The organism is Sphingopyxis sp. RIFCSPHIGHO2_12_FULL_65_19 (assembly GCF_001830555.1).
In the GTDB taxonomy this organism is placed as follows: Bacteria; Pseudomonadota; Alphaproteobacteria; order Sphingomonadales; family Sphingomonadaceae; genus Sphingopyxis.
The window spans coordinates 143,067-162,994 of sequence record NZ_MIAM01000016.1 but is presented as its reverse complement, the minus strand read 5'-3'; the positions used below and the strand labels follow the sequence as shown (position 1 = coordinate 162,994).

Below are 19,928 nucleotides of genomic sequence, written 5' to 3'. Positions count from 1 at the left end.
GCTTGGCTCCGGGAAAGAGGAACGCATCGTTCGTCGCCTGCAAGCGGCGCTGAACGATCATTGCGGCCTGGCGGGACAGCGGAACAAGATGCTCACGTTCCATCTTCATGCGCTCCGGCGACAGACGCCATAGCGGGTTCGGTCCATAGAGATCCTCGAACTCGTCCCTGGCCGCGAAGCGGGTTTCGCTGGTTCGGACCCATGTGAGCAAGGTGAACAGCAGCGCGTCACGGGTGATCTCGCGGCGGCGCGGCGTGTCCTCGCCGTCATAGGCGAAGATCGCCCGCACCAGCTTCGGAAACTCCGCGAGCGGCACGCGCGCCATGTGCCTGACGGGCGGCTTGGGCTTGAGCGCATCGTTGAGGCCGAGCGTCGGATCGATGGTCGCCCAGCCGCTCGCGATCGCGAAGCGATAGATCTGGCTGACGTTCTGCTTGAGGCGACGGGCGATATCGAGGGCGCCGCGCGCTTCGACCGCGCGGATCATCTCGAGAATCTCGGGCGGGTCGATTTCCGTGATCGGACGCTTCCCGATGACCGGAAAGACGTCGCGCTCCATCCGGTTGATGACGCGCAGGGCATGGGCCGAGTCCAGCCCTTCAATACGATTGGCGTGCCAGGCCCGCGCAATCTCTTCGAACAGCTTGAGCGCGGCCCTCTGCTTCTTCGCCCGCTTCCTGGCCTCGGCGGGGTCCTCACCCTGATCGAGCAGCCGCTTGGCTTCGGTCCGCTTCTCGCGGGCGATCGCCAGCGTGACGGTCGGATATTTGCCGAAGCTCAGCAGTTTTTCCTTGCCGTCGAAGCGGTATTTCAGGCGCCAGAGCTTCGATCCGTTCGGCTGGACGAGCAGGTGCAGGCCTTCTCCATCGGACAGCTTGTAGGGGCGCTGCCGCTTGGTGGCGTATTTGACCTCAAGTTCTTTCAAAGCCATCTGGGGGTATCGCCTGTTTTGGGGACAGCCGAAAAATACCCCCAAAATACCCCCAATCCAAATCGCCGTGGGTGGCCGCAGCCGGTCGCACCGGGACGCCGGCGTACGCAACGGGACGCGAAAAATATTTGATTTTCCTCGAAAAATGTCTGCCAGTGGCCTCAGTGGGTCACTGGTGGACAATCCGGGTTGGTAGCGGAGGAGGGACTCGAACCCCCGACACGCGGATTATGATTCCGCTGCTCTAACCGGCTGAGCTACTCCGCCCCAAAAGGGTCGCCGCATCGGGCGAGCCGCGCCTATAGGCAGAGCGTTGCGGCGGGTCAATATGATGTGTGCACCCCGCGAAAATTGCGTTCAAAGGCCGACTGCCACGGTCCGCCGAGATAGCGATGCGCGGCGAGGCCGGTAATTGCCAGAGGGCGCGGGCGGAAGTCAGCGGCAAGCGCGTCGCGCAGCGCGCGCGCCGCGGCCGCGTCGACCTTGTTCTGCACGGTGATGTGCAGCCGGGGAACGCCCCGGTCCTGAGCGGTCAGCGCGCCGATGAAGTGATCGGCGATGCGCGCGCGGACGCCAAGCAGGTCGGGACTGTCGATACGAAAGGCGACGCCGCCGCCGAGCGAATAGACTTCGCGCAAATGCGCCGCGGGCGGCGGCGTGTCGGCGGCGATCCGGCGGATCAGCCGGTCGAGTTCATCGTGGCACGACGGCGGCAGCTGGTGAAACAAGGTGATATGCGCCGCCAGATGGTTGCGTTCGGGCGGGAAATGCGCCGCGCGCAGCCGGTCGAAAACCCGCTGGTCCGCCGCACCCATCGTCGCGGTGACGATGATGGGCGCGGCGCCAGCGGCCCGGAAGGGAGGGGGGATAACCGGGCCGCCAATTTCGCGAAGGGATGAGCCTGACAATTTCGGGGGAATCTTGTCATCGCCCATGGGACGCCCTTCCTCGATGGCCGCGCCAATGATCGAAATCCGCCGTGCGATCCAATCGATTAACCGGCTTAGAATGATCGAGTGCGGCGATCACACTCAAAAGCGGCTTGTTTACAGGCCGTTCCAGAAATCATGGAGCGCCGCGGCGACGTCGGTCGGGCGTTCGGCAATCGCCCAATGCCCTGCCCCGCCGATCACCGCGAGCGGCATACCGGTGTTCGCCGCGAAGCGCTGTGCCACCGACAGCGCAACATAGGGGTCGCCCGCGCCCCATATCAATGTGCCGTTCGCGGGCAGTCGGGGAATGTCCAGCGCCCAGTCATGCGCAAAGCTCAAACCCTTTGCCGAGCGGTAGAGTTTCAGGATCGCGCGGCGCTTGTCCCTGTTCGCCCATTGCGCCGCTTCTTCGGCGGCGATGTCGGCTGGCATTCCCTGCGCCGCCAGACCTTCGGCCAGTTTCGCGGGTTTGCTGAGCGCCATGAAAATTTCGCCGAGGATCGGCGTGTTCCAGATGCGCGCAAGACGGTGCCCACGATAATCGGGGTCGATGACCGCATTGGAAATCGCCCAACTGCGCAACAGGTCGGGGCGCAGCATCGCAACCCGCTGGGCAATCAGCGCGCCCCAGTCGTGTCCGACGATGTCGATCGCGCCATGCACCGCAAACAGCGCCTCCGCCTGTTCCACCGCCCAGTCGGCATAGGCTTCCTTGGTCGCGGAAAAACCGGCGGGAAGCGGGCCGGTGAACCCCGGCAATGCGGGGACGGCGACCGGCGTGTCGCCCAGATCGAGCGCGGCGAGCAAGGGTCGCCAGATCGCCGGACTGTCGGGAACGCCGTGGATGAAGAGTTTCGCGGTCATTATCGCTACTCCATCTCCCCACGCTCGCGGCGGAGCGCATACCATTTCTGCACATTGGCATTATGTTCGGCGAGCGTGCGCGCGAAGATATGCCCGCCATCGCCCTTGGCGACGAAGAAGAGATAGTCGTTCGCTTCGGGGTCGAGCACCGCAGCGATCGACGCCTTGCCCGGATTGGCGATCGGCCCCTTGGGCAGTCCGGCCATCGAATAAGTATTATATCCGTTCACCGCCTGGATTTCGGACCGCAGAATCCGGCGGCCGAGCGGCTTGCCCTTGGTGATCGGATAGATGATCGTCGGATCGGCCTGGAGCCGCATACCGACGCCGAGACGGTTGGTATAGACGCCCGCGACGGTCCGGCGCTCCGCCGCGACCGCGGTTTCCTTTTCGACGATCGAGGCGAGCGTGATGGCCTGATTGCGATCCTTGACCGCGGTGCGCGGCGTGCGTTTCGCCCAGAGTTCGGCGAACGCTTTGTCCATCGCTGCCTGCATCCGGCCCACGACGGCGGCGCGGCTCTCGCCGGTGGTAAAGGCATAGCTGTCGGGCAGGATGCTGCCCTCCGCGGGAACCGGGATTTCACCCTTGAGCCGCTTTTCGGCCATCAGCCGTTCCCACACCATGATCGACGGCATCCCTTCTGGAACCATCACAAGGCGCTGGATTGTCTTGCCCGACTGGAACAGCGCAAGGATGTCGCCCGCGTCCATCCCCTTCTCGATCTTATATTCGCCGGGCTTGATCGGATCGTCCGATCCGAAGAAACGCGCCTGATTGCGGAAGCTCGACGCCGAGACGAGCCCGGCGTCCTCGAGAATCTCGCCCGCCTTCGCGATGCTCGCTCCCTGCGGGATCACGACCTCGGCATCCTTCGGCGCGCCGGCCGAGCAAGCGGCGAGGAGGAGAGCGAGCAAAGTAGCCAGCAGGAGGCGCCCGATGGTCATGGAGCTGTCATCCCAATCCGTTTGTGCTGAGCTTGTCGAAGCACTGTTCTTTCTTTCCACGTCGGAGAAGAGAAGGACGACCCTTCGACAAGCTCAGGGCGAACGGAAGTTGGCGGGCAGCCGAGCGTCAGTCCTCGACCGCCTTGACGATGAGGCTGGCGTTGGTGCCGCCGAAGCCGAAGCTGTTGTTAAGCGCGGCGCGCACCTTGCGCTTTTTCGCGACCTTGGGGACAAGGTCGGCGCCCTCGGTCCCCTCGTCGGGATTGTCGAGGTTCAGCGTCGGGGGCACGATCTGGTCGCGGATCGCGAGGATGCAGAAGATGGTTTCGACCGCGCCCGCGCCGCCGAGCAGGTGACCGATCGCCGACTTGGTCGAGCTCATCGAGACATTGCCCATCGCGTCGCCGAACAGCCGCTTCACCGCGCCGAGTTCGATCGTGTCGGCCATGGTCGAGGTGCCGTGCGCGTTGATATAATCGATGTCGGCGGGAGTCATGCCCGCCTTCTTGAGCGCCGCCTGCATCGAGCGGAAGGCCCCGTCCATTTCGGGATCGGGCGCAGTGACGTGATAGGCATCGCCCGACAGGCCGTAACCGACGACTTCGGCGTAGATCTTGGCGCCGCGCGCCTTGGCATGTTCATATTCCTCGAGCACGACGACGCCCGCGCCTTCGCCCATCACGAAACCGTCGCGGTCCTTGTCATAGGGGCGGCTCGCCTGTTCGGGGCGGTCGTTATAGCTCATGTTGAGCGCGCGTGCCTGCGCGAAGCCTGCGATGCCGATCGGGCAGATCGTCGCCTCGGCGCCGCCCGCGAGCATGATGTCGGCATCGTCGTCGCGGATCATTCGCGCCGCGTCGCCGATCGAGTGCGCGCCGGTCGAACAGGCGGTGACGACCGCGTGGTTGGGACCCTTCAGGCCATATTTGATGCTGACCTGGCCCGAGATCAGGTTGATCAGGCGGCCATGGACGAAGTGCGGGCTGACGCGGCCCGGACCCTTTTCGGCGAGCAGCAGGCTTTCGCTTTCGATGCCCGGCAGGCCGCCGATGCCCGACCCGATCGAACAGCCCGCGCGGACCTTCTGTTCTTCGGTGAGTTCGGTGAGGCCGGCGTCTTCGAGCGCCTGGCCCGCGGCGTCGATGCCGAAAATGATGAAGGGATCGACCTGGCGCTGGACCTTGTGATCGACGCGCTTGCCGGGATCGAAACCATATTCATGGTCGGGGCCCTTCACCTCGCACGCGATCGTGCATTTCTGGTCCGACGCGTCGAAATGGGTGATCGTGCCGGCGCCCGATTTGCCCGCGATCAGATTGGCCCATGTGGTTTCCACATCGGCGCCCAGCGGCGTCACCAAACCCAAACCCGTCACCACAACCCGGCGCATAGTCATTCCTTTCATCGGCCCCTGCCCCCGCAGGAACCCGCATCATTATCTTCGGCGCGCTTCTAGAGGAGCCGCACGCATAAAAAAAGCTCCCCGGCCACTGCGCGCAAGCGCTCGAGACCGGGGAGCCGGAAATGCGTGGACGGCGTCGCCGCCGCATCCGGCCAGGCCGGATCGCAGAGCTTTAGCCCTTGTTCGCTTCGATATAGTCGATCGCATCCTTGACGGTGGCGATCTTTTCCGCCGCATCGTCGGGGATTTCGACGCCGAATTCTTCTTCAAACGCCATCACCAGTTCGACGATGTCGAGGCTGTCGGCGCCCAGATCATCGATGAAGCTTGCTTCTTCGGTCACCTTGTCCGCTTCGACGCCCAGATGTTCGACGACGATCTTTTTAACCTTTTCGGCCGAATCGCTCATGCACAGTTCCTTTTTTCTGACTATGTCGTGAATGTTGAAAATTGCCCTAGTGCCCGTGGACGGGGCTGGCAAGAGGGCTGGTTTCGGTCGTGCGGCGAAGTGCTGCGTCGACCAATCCCTCTTCCGCAGCGCTGTATGCCGACCGTGTTCCCTTCTGCCCCTCCGGCACCTGGGTGACGAAATAGGCAATGCCATCGCCGCGTTCAAGGTCGAGCCAAAGCCCCGACCGTAATCCATAGGCATCGCCCGAATGGCCGAGGCGCAGGCGGCCGTCGCCGAACAGGTCGTCGCGGCATCCCGGATCGGCCAGCGCCGCCCCCCCGGTGCTGTGCATCGCCGCGCCATATTCGCAGAAGAAACCGCCCGTCCCCTCGCCGCTGGTCGGACGAACGGGACCCATTGCTTCGAGCCGCGCCAGGCTGTCCGCCCTCAGGAATCCGTCGCCGCGACGCAGCAGCATGACGCCGATGCGCGCAAGGTCGTTGGCCGATATCCGCAGCCCCCCTTGCGGGCTGAACCCTGCGCCGTGCCGCGCCAGGCGATAGCGCGCGAGGTCGCAGCTGCCGTCGGCGGCGGGGACGACGGGGCATGGGGGACGGACGCCCTGGAGGTCGTCGCGCAGCACCGCGCCGTCGGCGCCGCGAAGCGTGACGGCCCGCGCAACTGCGGCGTCGCTGCACATCGGCCAGTTGAAACAGGCGTCGATCCCGAGCGGCCGCATCACCAGCCGCGTCATCGCGATATCGAACCGCTCGCCGGTCGCGCCCTCGATCGCCGCCGCGACGACCGGATAGTTCAGATTGGCATAGGCGAAATCTCCCGCCGGCGCGCGCGCGGCGTCCCATGCCGCGGGGTTGCGGAGCGCGGCTTCGAGGTCCTCACCGAGCGGCAGCGCATAGTCGATTTCGTCTGCCAGACCCGCGCGGTGGCCGAGCAGATGTGCAAGCGTGATCGGGCGATCGGGAAAGCCGGGATGGCGCAGCCGCCAGCCGAGATAGGCCGACACATCGCGGTCGAGATCGAGCCGCCCGGCCTCCACCAGCCGAAGCACCCCCAGCGCCACCACCAGTTTCGAGATCGACGCGATGCGCACCGGATCGTCGGGCCCCAGCGGGCGGGTGGCGGCGGCGTCGGCGAACCCCTGCGCGACGCGCGTTTCGGTTCGGCCTTCGTGGTCGAAATGCACCGCCACGGCGGCAGGCGGTGGCGGTGCGGCGGCCAGCGCCAGCGCGGAAAGGAGGGTAAGCATGGCGCATCCTGCGCACCGCCCCCCGCGGCGTCAAGACGCGGCGATGATGGGCCGTGCGCCGCCGGGGCGCAGACGCTGCCGCGCCTCCGCCGTCAGCGCGCTGCCTTGGCCGGGACGACCCCCGATTCGCGCAACGCGGCCGACGCACGCTGGATGACCACCGGCGTGATCATGAACCGCGCCAGCACATGTTCGGGCGCCGCGTCGGCGGGTTGGCGCGTATAGGCCAGCAGGTTTTGCCATTGCGCGCGCCCGGCCGCCACGTCGCCCTGCCGCGCCAGCACGATCGCGCGCACCATCATATATTGCGGCTCCATGTTGCTGGGCGACGGCATCTGGTCGAGAATCTGACGCGCCTCCGCCTGTTCGCCGCGTTGCGACAGGATGAAGGCGAGCGTGACCGCGGGAACGCCGGGAAATGAAGGGTCGAGTTGCAGCGACCGACGAACCAGTATCTCGCCTGCCTCCGCCTCTCCGCAGGTCAGCTTGAACAGGCCGAGGAAGCCCGCCATGTCGGCGTCATAAGGGTTCAGCCCGATCGCCGCGTCGCCCATCGCATTGCCGCCGGCGCAATTTCCCGAATAGAAATTCGCCCGCGCCATGGCGAACAGCCCGGTCGACGAATTGGGACTGCTTTCATAGGAGCGCAGTGCCAGTGCACGCGCCTCGACCAGGGCTTCGCGTCCCGCAGGGGCCATTCGCTGCGGCTGCCAGTCGCCATAGCGGACCAGCGACAGCGCAGTCAGCGCAACGGGATCGTGCGGATTGGCCTTGAGCGTCGCGCGGAGGCACGCGTCAATCTGTTTCGATGTCACGATGTTGCGCATCTGGCGCATCCGGTTGAACTGCGCAAAACAGGGAAAGCCCGGCGAAAAATTGTCGGGCTGACGCTGGACCTGATCGCGCACGATTATGCCATAATCGCCCGCGATCCGCGCAATCAACGGCTCGATCGCGCTAAATTCGGGGGTTTCGTCATGCGAGAGGCGCAGTTGCTGCGACCAGATCGTGCGCTGGTCGGCGACCCGGTTGAGTACGAGGGTGACGTCGGCATATCCTTCGGTCGTGCGCACCAGCGAGGTGTCGAGGCGATAATCGCCGCTTCTGGATGCGGTGCTGCCAGGGGCCTTCGCGCTGAGCAGGTCGACGAGATCGAAGCGCCGGAGTCCGTCGCGAAGCTTGCTGTCGAGCGCCCGCGCCAGTGCGCGCGATTCGGGGAGGTTGCCCGCGGCCGGCGCGCTGATTTCGAGCAGGGGGACGGGAACCGGATCGCCCACGAATAGCCGATCGGGACCGCCGCGCAGCATCCACAGCGTCAGGAGCGCCAGCGCCAGAAGGACGAGGACGACGACCCAGCGTCCGAACCGCGGTCCGCCGCCAGCGCGCCGGTGGGCACCGACGGGCGCGGGCGGTTGCCCCGATGCCGCGCCCATCGGTGCCGCTTTGACGTCATCTGCCGCCAGCGGCTCGTCGGCCGATCGCGCCGACGGCGGGGCGGTGCGATATTGGACGACGACTTCATAGCTGCCCTGCGGAACGCGCAGGCGGTGGACCCACGGCGTGTCGGCATAATAGCGGTCGAGCAAGCTGCGCAGACGCCCCACCATGACGCGCGGATAGCTGTCGACGGCCGGATCGAAATCCTCGCTGCGGCCTAGCGCCTCGGTCGCAATCGCATAGGCCTTGGGCGAGCTGCGCCCGCCGCGCAAACGATGTTCGACAAGGAATTGCAGCAGACGCGACAGCACGGGCGAGCGCGTGAACATCGGGGAATCGAGCAAACGCTCGAGTTCTTCCGCGATGATCCGGTTCGTCTCGCCGGGATCTTGTGTCTCATTCGCTTTCGCGTGGTCCATGCTACCCTCAAAAGCCCCGACGGGCGGAGCGGTAGATACGCCAATCAGCCAGCGCGGCCACCCATTGTTACTTCCACGTAACGGTAACAAGGCTGACGCAAGCCATATCAGAAGATCGGCGCCTCGCCAATCTGCAAGGAAATGCGCGAAAGCAGGTTAATGATTGGTTATCAAACGGCAACATGGCGCCGTGTGACCCCTTGTAACTGCCAAGCCGCCGAAATTGTGTCATTCTCAAACCGTCGCGGCATTCCTACGATGACGCGGCGTGAAGCCGAAAGGCGAAAGGTGCGAGCTGGTCCCTGGCGCTTTTCGATCCCCCTCAGGCTTCATTTTTAGACTTCGCCGGGTGGCTCGACAGCCCCACCTGTTCGCCGCCCGGCAAGTCGATCCCGCCTCGCTCAACCTTCCGATCCCAACCATTCGCTGAGGCGCGGCGGCGCCTCGCCGCCTCTTGTTTCGTCCCGCAACGAAAAGGGGCGCCGGTTTTCGCCGACGCCCCCGATCAGTCGTTTCAAAAAAGCGTGAGAGGTCAGGTCGCCGCCGGCGCCTTGCACGGGCCGGTGTGCGTCTGGGTCATCTGCATGACCATTTCCATATCGCCGCCCGTCGGAACCTTGCCCTTGGTGGTGATGGTGACGTCGCTCTTTTTGGCCTCCATCGTTCCGGTCATCGCCATGTCGACGGTCTGGCCGTTCGCCTGGCAGGTGCCGGCGATGTCGATCTTGCCGCCCGCGATGTCCTTTTTCGACCAGGTGCATTCACCGCCATTGCCCGGCCCCTTGGCGAGTTCGGCCGCGATGTCTTCCTTGTCGACCTGTTCCTGCGTGAAGCACTGGTCCATGCCGCTGGCGCCTTCCACCATCTTCGCCATGCCGTCCTTCATTTCGGGCGGCATGCCGGGGACTTCAAACTTCACCAGCTTGACGTCGGTTTTCCAGTTGCCAGCCTCGCGCTTCACCGGACCGCCGGCGGTATTGTCGGTCTTGCCGCAGCCCGACACCGCGATGAGGGCGCCGATGGCGGCCACCGTCAGAAATTTCTTCATACCCTGTCTCCTGTGATGATCCGTTAGGGGGCGTTGTTCTGTTCATTGCGATTGTGGACCCGCCCCATCGATACCATATTGGCAGCGATGGCAATCCAGATTCGCACCTCGCTCGATGAAATCGATACCGCAGAGGGCTATGTCCCGCATCGCCCGGCGCGCCCCGACAAGGTCGAAGGCGGCAAGCGATTTGAATTGGTTAGCGATTATGAACCGGCGGGCGACCAGCCGACCGCAATCAAGGAACTGGTCGATACCGCGCTCGCCGGCGAGCGCGACCAGGTGCTGCTGGGCGTCACCGGGTCGGGCAAGACCTTCACCATGGCGAAGGTGATCGACGAATTGCAGCGCCCCGCGCTGATCCTCGCCCCGAACAAGATCCTCGCGGCGCAGCTTTATGGCGAGTTCAAGAGCTTCTTTCCGAACAATGCGGTCGAATATTTCGTCAGCTATTACGACTATTACCAGCCCGAGGCCTATGTGCCGCGGTCGGACACCTATATCGAGAAGGAAAGCAGCGTAAACGAGGCGATCGACCGGATGCGCCACTCGGCGACGCGCGCTTTGCTCGAACGCGATGACGTGATCATCGTGGCGTCCGTGTCATGTCTCTATGGCATCGGATCGGTCGAGACTTACTCGGCGATGATTTTCGACCTCAAAAAAGGCCAGGTCGCCGACAATCGCGAGATCATCCGCAAGCTCGTCGCGCTCCAGTACAAGCGCAACGACCAGGCGTTCGCGCGCGGCAATTTCCGTGTTCGCGGGGACTCTCTGGAAATCTTTCCCTCGCACTATGAAGATATGGCGTGGCGCGTCAGCTTTTTCGGCGACGAGATTGAGGAGATCACCGAGTTCGACCCGCTGACCGGCAAGAAGATCGCGAACCTCAATTATGTCCGCGTTTTTGCGAACAGCCACTATGTCACGCCGGGTCCGACGCTGAAGCAGGCGAGCGAGGCGATCCGCCACGAGCTTTCCGAACGCCTCAAGGAACTGGAGGCCGAAGGCCGGTTGCTCGAAGCCCAGCGGCTCGAACAGCGCACCAATTTCGACCTCGAAATGATCGCCGCAACGGGAAGCTGCGCAGGGATCGAGAATTACAGCCGCTTCCTGACCGGCCGCCTGCCCGGCGAGCCGCCGCCAACGCTGTTCGAGTATCTGCCCGACAACGCTTTGCTGTTCGTCGACGAAAGCCACCAGACGATCCCGCAGATCGGCGCCATGTCAAAGGGCGATCATCGCCGCAAGATCACCCTCGCCGAATATGGCTTTCGCCTGCCGAGCTGCATCGACAACCGGCCGCTGCGCTTTGCCGAATGGGACATGATGCGGCCGCAGACGGTCAGCGTGTCGGCGACGCCGGGAACGTGGGAAATGGACCGCACGCAGGGTGTGTTTGCCGAACAGGTGATCCGCCCCACCGGCCTGATCGACCCGCCGGTCGAAATCAAGCCGGTCGAGGAGCAGGTCGACGACCTGATCGTCGAGGCGAAGAAGACCGCCGCGGCGGGCTATCGCACGCTCGTCACCACGCTGACCAAGCGGATGGCCGAGGATCTGACCGAGTTCCTCCACGAAGCGGGACTGAAGGTCCGCTACATGCATTCCGACGTCGAGACGCTGGAGCGCATCGAGATCATCCGCGACCTCAGGCTCGGCGTGTTCGACGTGCTGATCGGCATCAACCTGCTGCGCGAGGGGCTCGACATCCCCGAATGCGGGCTGGTTGCGATCCTCGACGCCGACAAGGAAGGTTTCCTGCGCAGCGAAACGAGCCTGGTCCAGACGATCGGCCGCGCCGCGCGCAACGTCGACGGCCGCGTCATCCTCTACGCCGACCGCATCACCGGCAGCATGGAACGCGCGATGCGCGAAACCGACCGCCGCCGCGAAAAGCAGAAGGCGTATAACGAAGCCCACGGCATCACGCCGACGACGATCAAGCGCAACATTGGCGACATCATCGCGCACGTCGCATCGAAGGATCAGGTGACGATCGACATCGGCGACGACAAGCCCGCGCACATGGTCGGACACAATTTGCGCGCCTATATTCAGGACCTCGAAAAGAAGATGCGCGACGCCGCGGCAGACCTGGAGTTCGAGGAAGCCGGCCGCCTGCGCGACGAAATCCGCAAGCTGGAGGCCGACGAACTGGGGCTGCCCGCCGATCAGCAGGTCGCGCCGCGCGTCGGCCGCTCGAACGAAGGCAAACCCGGCACGCGCAAGGGGCGCTTCGGCAAGCAGAGCAAGACCAAGTGGGGGCGGTGACGACGCGATGACCCTGATCCGATGGGGCATGATCGGTTGCGGCGACGTCACCGAACGCAAAAGCGGCCCCGCCTATCAACAGGTCGAAGGCTTTGCGCTGCATGGCGTTTTTAACCGGACGCTGGCGAAAGCCGAAGATTATGCCGCGCGCCACCACGTCCCGCGCGTTTTCGCCAACGCCGAGGCGCTGATCCACGATGCCGAGATCGACGCTGTCTATATAGCAACGCCGCCCGACAGCCACGAAACCTATGCGACCGCGGTCGCGCGTGCGGGCAAACCCTGCTGTATCGAAAAACCCATGGCGCCCGACTATTCGGCGTGCGTGCGTATTCGCGATGCCTTTGCTGATCAGGGACTACCGCTGTTCGTCGCATATTATCGCCGTTCGCTGCCGCGGTTCCAGAAGGTTAAATCCTGGCTCGACGACGGGGCGATCGGAACCGTTCGCCATGTCCATTGGACGCTGACCAAGCCCGCAAGCGCCGCCGACCTGTCCGACGCCAACTGGCGCGTCGATGCGGCAGTTGCGCCGGGCGGTTATTTCGACGACCTCGCGAGCCACGGCCTCGACTTTTTCTGCTGGCTGTTCGGCGATGTAGCCGACGTTGCGGGTTTTGCGGTCAACCAGCAGGGTCGTTACAGCGCGGCCGACGCGGTGACGGGATGCTGGCTGCACAAGGGCGGGGTTACCGGATCTGGAAACTGGAACTTCGGCGCCGCCGACCGGCAGGACAGGGTCGAAATCACCGGCAGTGCCGGCCGCATCACTTTTTCGGTGTTCGACGAACAGCCCTTTGAGCTTGCGCAAGGCGACGGCCGTGCCGAGGTGGTCATCGCCCATCCGCCGACGATTCAACATTTCCATGTCGAGGCGATGCGCGATCACCTTATGGAGCGGCGGCCGCACCCCTCTACCGGCGAAAGCGCGGCACACACCGCCTGGGTGATGGAAAAGATCCTGTCCCGACGGTGACCCCCCGCTTCGACGAAAGTCCGGCTGTAACCGACAAGCAACCTTGCCGCCCCTGCCCCCGCTGCATAGGGTCGCCGTGCAACCGGGGAGAATGATATGAAATCGGGTCTGTCGCTTATCGCGCTGGCGCTAGCCGTCGCCGCGCCCGCCGCGCTCCACGCGCAGGACAAGGCCGATGACAAGGCGACGGCCGAAAAGCCCGCCGATTACGAACCGCAGGTTCGCACGACGAGGCTGTCGGGCACCTTCGGCGGCCAGCGGATCAACTATGCCGCGACGATCGGCGAGACGATCATCAAAAACAAGGATGGCGTCCCCGAAGTTGCGGTCGTCACGACATCTTATGTCAAAGAACCGCGCGACCCCGCCCGCCCTGTCACCTTCCTGTTCAATGGCGGCCCCGGCTCGGGCACGGTCTGGCTGATGATGGGGGCGTTCGGGCCGAAGCGTGTCGCGATCCCCGGCACCGGCGTCGACGATGGCGCCCCGCCCTACCCGATCGTCGATAATCCTGACGCGCTGCTCGACGTCACCGATATCGTGTTCATCGACCCGCCCGGCACGGGGTTTTCGCACCTGATCGGCAAGGCCGACCCCAAGAATTATTACGGCGTCACGCAGGACGCGAAGCTGGTCGCTGAAGTCATCCGCCGCTGGCTCAATGACAATGGCCGCTGGAACAGCCCCAAATATCTCGGCGGCGAAAGCTATGGCACGACGCGTTCGGCCGCCGTCGCCAACCAGTTGATGAACGAGACGTATAACGACGTCGCGCTCAACGGCATCATCCTGATTTCAACCGTGCTCGATTTCGCGGCGGGCGCCGACACGCCGGGCAACGAACTGTCGCCGATTACCAACCTGCCCTCGATGGCGGTGACCGCGCTTTACCATGGCAAGGCGACCGCCGCGTCGCCCGAAGCCTTTGCCGAGGAAGCACGGCAATGGGCGATCGGCCCCTATGCGACCGCGCTGCTCAAGGGCCAGAAATTGCAGGGCGAGGAACGCGCCGCGATCCGCCGAGACCTGGCGCGCTTCACCGGGCTCAGCGAGACCTATCTCGAAAGCGCCGACCTGCGCGTCACGCCGCAACGTTTCTATAAAGAATTGCTTCGCGACCGCGGCCTGACGGTTGGACGGCTCGACAGCCGCTACACCGGCAAGGATTATGACAGCGCAGGCGAAGGTCCCGACAACGACCCCAGCTTCTATGGCATCGACGCAAGCTATACCGCCGCGATCAACAGCTGGAGCCGCGACGGGCTGGGGTTCAAGACAACCCGTGAATATCAGTCGATCGGTGGCATCGGCGGCCAATGGGACTGGCGCATCGGCGGCCGCGACAGCAACGCCTATCTGAATGTCGCGCCCTATATCGGGCAGGCGTTGCGCGAAAATTCAGGGCTGAAGGTGCTGGTGGCGCAGGGATATTATGATTTCGCGACGCCTTTCTTCGCCGCCGAATATGCACTGTCGCGCACCGGCATCCCGCAGGATCGGATCAGCTACACCTATTATGGTGCGGGCCACATGATGTATATTCGTGACGAGGACCGACATAAATTGTCGGCCGATATTCGCGCGTTTATCCGCGCACGCTGAGGCGCGCGGCGGGTTGCGGATACGTCCTTAATCGTCATCCCAGATCAAACGAATTGGGGTGGACGACGACAGCCCCACCCCAAAGCCGAGATGCCTAACGCAAAACGCCCGTTGCCGCCTGCGCGCGCGCGTAGAGGAACAAGGCGATTGCGATCACCCAGATCACCGCCGTGAAGATCATCGGAAAGGCACCGAACATCCGCATCAGGTCACCATAGTGCATGCCGAACTGATAAACGCTGCTGATCCCCAGCCCGACGAGCGAGAGGAGAAAAGCAGTAACAGCATGCCGGCTGCGCACGAGGAGCAATAGCGACCCGAGCAACGCGCCCCATACCCCGAGCGCCCAACCAATGTTCGCCCAGACCGGGAAGCTCGCGAAATAGGTCTGTTGTTCGGGTGTGAAGGCCGCCAGATATTCGGCGTTGCCCATTTTGGTCATCGTATAATCCATCGCGCCAAAAGCGTTCCACAGCAGCGACACGATGCCGACGGCCCATAAATGCCACGGCGTTTTTACAGCTTCGGTCATCGTCATTCCCCCTCCAGAAAACTCAGCTTAAGCTATCACGCTTTGCCATCGCCATCAACGTGGTGATATAGTCACACAACACAGCGATATTGCGGTCGAAATAGCCATGTCGCAATAGGTGCGCGCCTGCATCACCGCCCACCACCAATCGGACTAATGGATTTCCGGCGCAAGCGAGGCTTGGCAAGCGCGTGCCGAGCCCCGATATGCGCGGCATGTGCGTCGTCGCCCTTGCTCATCAAGTCCATCCCGACTGGCCCTTCATCCTCATCGGCAATCGCGACGAATTTCACGCGCGCGCCGCCGCGCCGCTCGCCGAATGGGAGGACGGCAGCGGCATCATCGCGGGACGCGACCTTCAAGCAGGCGGAACATGGCTCGGGGTTCATCGCCCCAGCGGCCGCGCGGTGGTCGTTACCAATGTGCGCGGCGCCATGCCCGATCCGGCCAAGGAGTCGCGCGGCGCGCTCGTCGTCGACCTGCTCCGCGGCGAAGGTCGCTTCGCCGATCCCGCGGCCGACGACCTGCCGCGTTTCAACGCGTTCAACCTCTTCGCGGTGGGCGACGGCAAGACAAGGTTGCTGACCAACCGGCCGGTCCCGCTGATCATGCCGCTCGAACCCGGCGTCCATGCGCTTGCCAACGAACCCGTCGATGCACCCTGCCCGCGCGCCGAGCGACTTCGCGTTGCGCTCGAAACGACGGTCGCGGCTGGCAGCGATCCCGAAGACCTGCTCGACACGCTGATGGCCGAAAACGACCCGGCGCTGTTCCTGCGCGGCGACGTTTATGGCACGCGCGCCTCGACGCTCGTCGCGGTGTCGGCGGAGGGCACCGCGAAGATGATCGAGCGCCGATACGAAAAGGGCGGCCGCCCCGCTGGAACGACCGCCCTCATATTCCGGATCGGCTGAGCCGCCGCGCTTATTTCGGCGCGATCACCATCAGCATCTGGCGACCTTCGGTACGTGGATGCGCCTCGACCTTCGCGATTTCCGACGTCAGTTCGGCGACGCGCTGAAGCACATTGAGGCCAAGCTGGGTGTGGCTCATCTCGCGGCCGCGGAAACGCATGGTCATCTTGACCTTGTCGCCTTCGCCAAGGAAGTCGAAGACCTTTTTCATCTTCACGTCGAAATCATGATCGTCGATGTTCGGACGCATCTTGATCTCTTTGATTTCCTGGGTCTTCTGGCTCTTGCGGGCGAGGTTGGCCTTTTTCTGCGCCTCATATTTGAACTTGCCGACGTCCAGGAATTTGCACACCGGCGGATCGGCGTTCGGAGAGACTTCCACCAGGTCGAGACCCACCTCGGCCGCCTGCTCGATCGCTTCGGCCGTCAGCATTACGCCCAGATTTTCACCTTCCTCGTCGATCACGCGGACTTTCGGAGAGGCGATAAATTCATTGTAACGCGGGCCGTTTTTCGGCGGCATCGGTGCCATGGGGCGACGGGTCATGGGCGGTGGTATAGCTGTATCTCCTGAATCATTAATACAAAGGCGTTCGTCTAAAAAGGGCGTGCAGCATCGACGCAAAAACACGCGTGATGGTCATATAGTGATCGCGAAGCTGTCGTAAAGAGTGGTGCGCGCTCTTCACAATGCTTTTCGGGCCGACTGTGGCCGGTCTGCCACTACCATTTGGTCGGCGCGGGGTCGACGACGCGGAAGCCGCCGGCGCCTATTTCGCTGACCTCGAGCGCGCGCATCGCGATGCCGCGATTGTTGAAGCGGAAGATGCCGTCGATGCCGCCGAAGCCGTCGGCGGCGAGCAAGCGGTTTGCGGGGAAATTGGTGCCGGGTTTCCAGTCGCGCGCGATGCGCACGGTGAGCAGCACCGAATCATAGCCGAGGCTGGCGAGCCGGTACGGCGCCCTGCCGAAGCGGGCGCGATATTTGCCCGCAAGCTGGCTATAAAGTCCATCCGACACGCTGGCGAACCACGCCCCGCGCATGACCGCGCTGCTGCCAAGCGCCGCGTCGGTGTTCCACAATTCGGTGCCGAGAATCTGCTTGTTGCCCGTGGTCTTGATCACCGGGACGGCGCGAATGGCGTTGCCGCCGCTGTCGGCGATCAGCACCGCGTCCATCGCACCTGCATTCGCGATCCGCCGCGCCGCGCCGGTCAGCGCGGTCGCGCTGCGGTCATAGCTTTCGACCGCGACGAGCGTGCCGCCCGCTTCCGCCACCGCGGCGCGGAACGCCGCCGCCGAGCGGTCGCCGTAGACATTCTTGGGCACGAGCGCGCCGAACCGCTGATGCCCCTTGGCGCGCGAAAAAGCGACGACGCGCTCGACCGACTGCCCGGGCACGAAGCCCATGATGAAGACGCCGTTGCCCGCGACGCCGCTGTCGTTCGAGAAGCTGAGCACGGGCACCTTTGCCTCACGCGCGACCGGCGCGACGGCGGTGACATCTTCGCTGAGCAGCGGGCCGAGGATCAGCTTGTTGCCGTCGGCCACCGCCTGGCGCGCCGCGGCAGCGGCGCCGAGCGCGGTATCATAAGTGGTGATGCGCACGCGTTCGGTGCGCGAATCGAGCAGGGCCAGCGTCGTAGCATTGGCAATAGCGGTGCCGACGTCGGCGTTCGGGCCGGTCTGGGGCACCAACAGGGCGACGCGGTGGCGATCGGTATCGGTCGGCAGGCCCGGACCGACATTGTCGTCGGGGTTGGTGGGCGGCGGCGGGGTCGCCGGGCCGTTCGATTTTGGCACCACCTGACATGCCGCAAGCAGTCCCGCCATCGCCATCGCGCCGATCCCGCGCAGAATCCGGCGACGCGGCGACGCATCATTCGGACGCGCGCCGAACTGGTAGTGGGGGGCAGTTTCTGCCATTTTCGGCGTCATGCCAGATTCGACCATCTCAAATTCTCCCTTGCCCGGTCTCTATATCGTTGCGACGCCCATCGGCAACCTCGGCGATATCAGCGCGCGCGCGGCAGCAACGATCGCCGCCGCCGACGTGATCGCCGCAGAGGATACGCGCATCACGGCGAAATTGCTGTCGCATCTGGGTTTGCGTGTGCCGATGACCCCCTATCACGATCACAGCGACGAACGCACCCGCACGACGCTGGTCACGAGGATGGCCGACGAGGTTGTCGTTCTGGTGTCCGACGCCGGAACCCCGCTGATTTCGGACCCTGGATACAAGCTCGTGCGCGATGCCCGCGCGGCGGGGCGCCATGTCACCACCCTGCCCGGCCCCTGCGCCGCGATCGCCGCGATTACCCTGTCAGGGTTACCGAGCGACCGTTTCCTGTTCGCAGGCTTCCTGCCGAACAAGGCGAAGGCGCGCGCCGACACGATTGCGGAATTCGCGGCCGTGCGCGCGACACTGATATTCTACGAAAGCGGGCCGCGTCTCGCCGCCGCGCTGACGGCGCTTGCCGACGGCCTTGGCAATCGCGACGCCGCAGTCGCGCGCGAGATCAGCAAGATGTTCGAGGAATGCGTCACCGGAACGCTCATCGACCTCGCTGCGCGCTATGGCGACGCTCCGCCAAAGGGCGAGATTGTCGTCATTGTCGGCCCACCGGGCGACGTGGTGCCCGAACAGGCCGACGACGCAACGCTGGACGGCGCGTTGCGCGACGCGATGGCCGACCGGCCGGTGGCGCAGGCGGCGAAGGCTGTCGCCAAACGCTTCGGCCTCGATCGCCATGACGTTTATGCGCGCGCACTGACGCTGAAAGAAGGCGCTTGAACCGCGCCGCCGCCGAAGCCCGCGGACGCAGGGCCGAGCGCCGCGCTGCCTGGTGGCTGCGCCTGCACGGCTGGCGCATCGTCGGCGAGCGGCTGCGCGTGCCCGTCGGCGAAGTCGATCTGATCGCGCGGCGCGGGCGGACGGTTGCCTTCATCGAGGTCAAATGGCGCGACCGTGCCGCCGACCTTGACCTGGCGATCGACCAATACCGGCTGCGCCGCGTTGCCGCGGCGGCCGAAATGCTCGCTTCGCGCTTCGCCGGCCCGCGCGACGACATTCGCATCGACGTGATGCTCCTTGCGCCACGGCGCCTGCCACGCCATCTGGTCCACGTCTGGCAACCCTAAGGAAAATCGAATGACCCTGCGCGCCGCGGTACAAATGGACCCGATGGACGATATCAACATCGGGGGCGACAGCAGCTTCCATTTGATATTGAAGGCGCTCGACCGCGGCTACGCGCTTTATCATTACGATGTTCGCGGGCTGACGTGGGAAGCGGGGCGACTGACAACCAAAGCGAACCGCATCATCGAAGCGCAGCGCGAGACGGGCGCGCATTACAAATTCGGCGACGAGGTGGTGCTCGACCTGGGCCGCGACGTCGATGTCGTGCTGATGCGGCAAGACCCCCCGTTCGACCTCGGCTATCTAACCGGCACCTGGCTGCTCGAGCGGATCGCGCGCGAAACGCTGGTGGTCAACGACCCCGTTTCGGTTCGCAACGCCCCTGAAAAAATATTCGTGCTCGATTTTCCCGAATTTATGCCGCCCACCATGGTGACGCGCGATCTGGACGCGGTGAAGGATTTCCAGGCACGCCACGGCGCGGTCGTAATCAAGCCGCTCCACGGCAACGGCGGCAAGGCGGTGTTCCGCATCGATGCCGACGGCGGCAATCTGGGCGCACTGGTCGAACTGTTCGGGCAAGTGTGGCCCGAACCCTTCATGGTCCAGCAGTTCCTGCCAAGCGTCGCCAAGGGCGACAAGCGGATCGTTCTTGTCGATGGCGAGGTCGCGGGTGCGATCAACCGCAAGCCGGGCGAAGGCGAGTTCCGGTCGAACCTGGCGGTCGGCGGTTACGCCGAAGCGGCGGACCTGACGCCGCGCGAACGGGAAATTTGCGACGTCCTCGGGCCGCAGCTTCGCGAACGGGGATTGGTGTTCGTCGGCATAGACGTGATCGGTGGCGAAT

General features: G+C 64.3%; 19 protein-coding genes and 1 tRNA gene. 7 read left to right on the top strand and 13 right to left on the bottom strand.

The genetic code is table 11. From position 1 onward, the window contains the following. From A3E77_RS05420 to A3E77_RS05375, 10 genes are all read right to left on the bottom strand, one after another. Nucleotides 1-931, bottom strand: a 931-nt coding sequence (locus A3E77_RS05420) for a tyrosine-type recombinase/integrase (RefSeq protein ID WP_293643926.1), incomplete at its 3' end; no start/stop codon positions are given. 190 nt (nucleotides 932-1,121) lie between these two features. Beyond that, nucleotides 1,122-1,198: transfer RNA gene (locus A3E77_RS05415), tRNA-Met, on the bottom strand. Nucleotides 1,199-1,254: 56 nt separating this feature from the next. Then, nucleotides 1,255-1,746 carry a 2'-5' RNA ligase family protein gene (locus tag A3E77_RS05410; RefSeq protein ID WP_293643940.1) on the bottom strand — a complete coding sequence of 164 codons (492 nt, stop codon included), beginning with the start codon at nucleotides 1,744-1,746 and terminating at the stop codon, nucleotides 1,255-1,257. A gap of 231 nt (nucleotides 1,747-1,977) precedes the next feature. Next, nucleotides 1,978-2,727: an alpha/beta fold hydrolase gene (locus A3E77_RS05405; protein WP_293643924.1), complete on the bottom strand. Its 750-nt coding sequence runs from the start codon at nucleotides 2,725-2,727 to the stop codon at nucleotides 1,978-1,980. Between the two features lie 5 nt (nucleotides 2,728-2,732). After that, a complete protein-coding gene (mltG, locus tag A3E77_RS05400) occupies nucleotides 2,733-3,674 on the bottom strand; it encodes an endolytic transglycosylase MltG (protein WP_293643922.1) in 942 nt (313 codons plus the stop codon). A 127-nt stretch (nucleotides 3,675-3,801) separates the two neighbouring features. Next, entirely contained in the window at nucleotides 3,802-5,064 is a 1,263-nt protein-coding gene (fabF, locus tag A3E77_RS05395; protein ID WP_293643920.1) for a beta-ketoacyl-ACP synthase II, read from the bottom strand. A 184-nt stretch (nucleotides 5,065-5,248) separates the two neighbouring features. Next, nucleotides 5,249-5,485 (bottom strand): acyl carrier protein, encoded by a 237-nt coding sequence (locus tag A3E77_RS05390; RefSeq protein WP_003039428.1) that lies wholly within the window; start codon nucleotides 5,483-5,485, stop codon nucleotides 5,249-5,251. 46 nt (nucleotides 5,486-5,531) lie between these two features. Next, nucleotides 5,532-6,734 carry a serine hydrolase domain-containing protein gene (locus tag A3E77_RS05385; protein ID WP_293643918.1) on the bottom strand — a complete coding sequence of 401 codons (1,203 nt, stop codon included), beginning with the start codon at nucleotides 6,732-6,734 and terminating at the stop codon, nucleotides 5,532-5,534. A 92-nt stretch (nucleotides 6,735-6,826) separates the two neighbouring features. After that, nucleotides 6,827-8,590, bottom strand: a complete 1,764-nt coding sequence (locus A3E77_RS05380) for a tetratricopeptide repeat protein (RefSeq protein ID WP_293643916.1) — start codon at nucleotides 8,588-8,590, stop codon at nucleotides 6,827-6,829. Between the two features lie 532 nt (nucleotides 8,591-9,122). Continuing rightward, the gene (locus A3E77_RS05375; RefSeq protein ID WP_293643914.1) at nucleotides 9,123-9,638 is read right to left on the bottom strand and encodes a DUF3617 domain-containing protein; all 516 of its coding nucleotides are present in this window, start codon (nucleotides 9,636-9,638) and stop codon (nucleotides 9,123-9,125) included. Between the two features lie 87 nt (nucleotides 9,639-9,725). On the opposite strand from A3E77_RS05375, the gene uvrB reads away from it, so the two are divergent. From uvrB to A3E77_RS05360, 3 genes are all read left to right on the top strand, one after another. Continuing rightward, nucleotides 9,726-11,912 carry an excinuclease ABC subunit UvrB gene (gene uvrB, locus A3E77_RS05370; protein ID WP_293643912.1) on the top strand — a complete coding sequence of 729 codons (2,187 nt, stop codon included), beginning with the start codon at nucleotides 9,726-9,728 and terminating at the stop codon, nucleotides 11,910-11,912. 7 nt (nucleotides 11,913-11,919) lie between these two features. Then, nucleotides 11,920-12,888 carry a Gfo/Idh/MocA family protein gene (locus A3E77_RS05365; protein WP_293643910.1) on the top strand — a complete coding sequence of 323 codons (969 nt, stop codon included), beginning with the start codon at nucleotides 11,920-11,922 and terminating at the stop codon, nucleotides 12,886-12,888. Between the two features lie 96 nt (nucleotides 12,889-12,984). Continuing rightward, nucleotides 12,985-14,490, top strand: coding sequence for a S10 family peptidase (locus A3E77_RS05360; protein ID WP_293643908.1), 1,506 nt, complete (start codon nucleotides 12,985-12,987; stop codon nucleotides 14,488-14,490). A 94-nt stretch (nucleotides 14,491-14,584) separates the two neighbouring features. Here A3E77_RS05360 and A3E77_RS05355 read toward each other — a convergent pair whose 3' ends face one another. Beyond that, nucleotides 14,585-15,022, bottom strand: coding sequence for a hypothetical protein (locus A3E77_RS05355; protein WP_293643906.1), 438 nt, complete (start codon nucleotides 15,020-15,022; stop codon nucleotides 14,585-14,587). Between the two features lie 215 nt (nucleotides 15,023-15,237). On the opposite strand from A3E77_RS05355, the gene A3E77_RS05350 reads away from it, so the two are divergent. Further along, nucleotides 15,238-15,936: an NRDE family protein gene (locus A3E77_RS05350; protein WP_293643904.1), complete on the top strand. Its 699-nt coding sequence runs from the start codon at nucleotides 15,238-15,240 to the stop codon at nucleotides 15,934-15,936. 10 nt (nucleotides 15,937-15,946) lie between these two features. Here the strand turns inward: A3E77_RS05350 and infC are convergent, their stop codons facing one another. Both infC and A3E77_RS05340 read right to left on the bottom strand, forming a co-directional pair. Next, a complete protein-coding gene (gene infC, locus A3E77_RS05345) occupies nucleotides 15,947-16,483 on the bottom strand; it encodes a translation initiation factor IF-3 (RefSeq protein WP_192648693.1) in 537 nt (178 codons plus the stop codon). A 176-nt stretch (nucleotides 16,484-16,659) separates the two neighbouring features. Then, nucleotides 16,660-17,775, bottom strand: coding sequence for a penicillin-binding protein activator (locus tag A3E77_RS05340; protein ID WP_293643938.1), 1,116 nt, complete (start codon nucleotides 17,773-17,775; stop codon nucleotides 16,660-16,662). A 97-nt stretch (nucleotides 17,776-17,872) separates the two neighbouring features. On the opposite strand from A3E77_RS05340, the gene rsmI reads away from it, so the two are divergent. The 3 genes from rsmI to gshB all read left to right on the top strand — a co-directional run. After that, nucleotides 17,873-18,733, top strand: a complete 861-nt coding sequence (rsmI, locus tag A3E77_RS05335) for a 16S rRNA (cytidine(1402)-2'-O)-methyltransferase (protein ID WP_293643902.1) — start codon at nucleotides 17,873-17,875, stop codon at nucleotides 18,731-18,733. Then, nucleotides 18,730-19,080, top strand: coding sequence for a YraN family protein (locus A3E77_RS05330; protein ID WP_293643900.1), 351 nt, complete (start codon nucleotides 18,730-18,732; stop codon nucleotides 19,078-19,080). Before rsmI ends, A3E77_RS05330 begins: the two co-directional genes overlap by 4 nt. 10 nt (nucleotides 19,081-19,090) lie before the next feature. Next, nucleotides 19,091-19,928 (top strand): glutathione synthase (gshB, locus tag A3E77_RS05325; RefSeq protein WP_293643898.1); only part of this gene is annotated, 838 nt, incomplete at its 3' end.

Bases quoted from the DNA above. Each gene is read 5' to 3' on its own strand.
- A3E77_RS05410 (WP_293643940.1), bottom strand. From the start codon at position 1,746: ATGGGTGCGGCGGACCAGCGGGTTTTCGACCGGCTGCGCGCGGCGCAT.
- A3E77_RS05405 (WP_293643924.1), bottom strand. From the start codon at position 2,727: ATGACCGCGAAACTCTTCATCCACGGCGTTCCCGACAGTCCGGCGATC.
- mltG (WP_293643922.1), bottom strand. From the start codon at position 3,674: ATGACCATCGGGCGCCTCCTGCTGGCTACTTTGCTCGCTCTCCTCCTC.
- fabF (WP_293643920.1), bottom strand. From the start codon at position 5,064: ATGCGCCGGGTTGTGGTGACGGGTTTGGGTTTGGTGACGCCGCTGGGC.
- A3E77_RS05390 (WP_003039428.1), bottom strand. From the start codon at position 5,485: ATGAGCGATTCGGCCGAAAAGGTTAAAAAGATCGTCGTCGAACATCTG.
- A3E77_RS05385 (WP_293643918.1), bottom strand. From the start codon at position 6,734: ATGCTTACCCTCCTTTCCGCGCTGGCGCTGGCCGCCGCACCGCCACCG.
- A3E77_RS05380 (WP_293643916.1), bottom strand. From the start codon at position 8,590: ATGGACCACGCGAAAGCGAATGAGACACAAGATCCCGGCGAGACGAAC.
- A3E77_RS05375 (WP_293643914.1), bottom strand. From the start codon at position 9,638: ATGAAGAAATTTCTGACGGTGGCCGCCATCGGCGCCCTCATCGCGGTG.
- uvrB (WP_293643912.1), top strand. From the start codon at position 9,726: ATGGCAATCCAGATTCGCACCTCGCTCGATGAAATCGATACCGCAGAG.
- A3E77_RS05365 (WP_293643910.1), top strand. From the start codon at position 11,920: ATGACCCTGATCCGATGGGGCATGATCGGTTGCGGCGACGTCACCGAA.
- A3E77_RS05360 (WP_293643908.1), top strand. From the start codon at position 12,985: ATGAAATCGGGTCTGTCGCTTATCGCGCTGGCGCTAGCCGTCGCCGCG.
- A3E77_RS05355 (WP_293643906.1), bottom strand. From the start codon at position 15,022: ATGACCGAAGCTGTAAAAACGCCGTGGCATTTATGGGCCGTCGGCATC.
- A3E77_RS05350 (WP_293643904.1), top strand. From the start codon at position 15,238: ATGTGCGTCGTCGCCCTTGCTCATCAAGTCCATCCCGACTGGCCCTTC.
- infC (WP_192648693.1), bottom strand. From the start codon at position 16,483: ATGACCCGTCGCCCCATGGCACCGATGCCGCCGAAAAACGGCCCGCGT.
- A3E77_RS05340 (WP_293643938.1), bottom strand. From the start codon at position 17,775: ATGGCGATGGCGGGACTGCTTGCGGCATGTCAGGTGGTGCCAAAATCG.
- rsmI (WP_293643902.1), top strand. From the start codon at position 17,873: ATGCCAGATTCGACCATCTCAAATTCTCCCTTGCCCGGTCTCTATATC.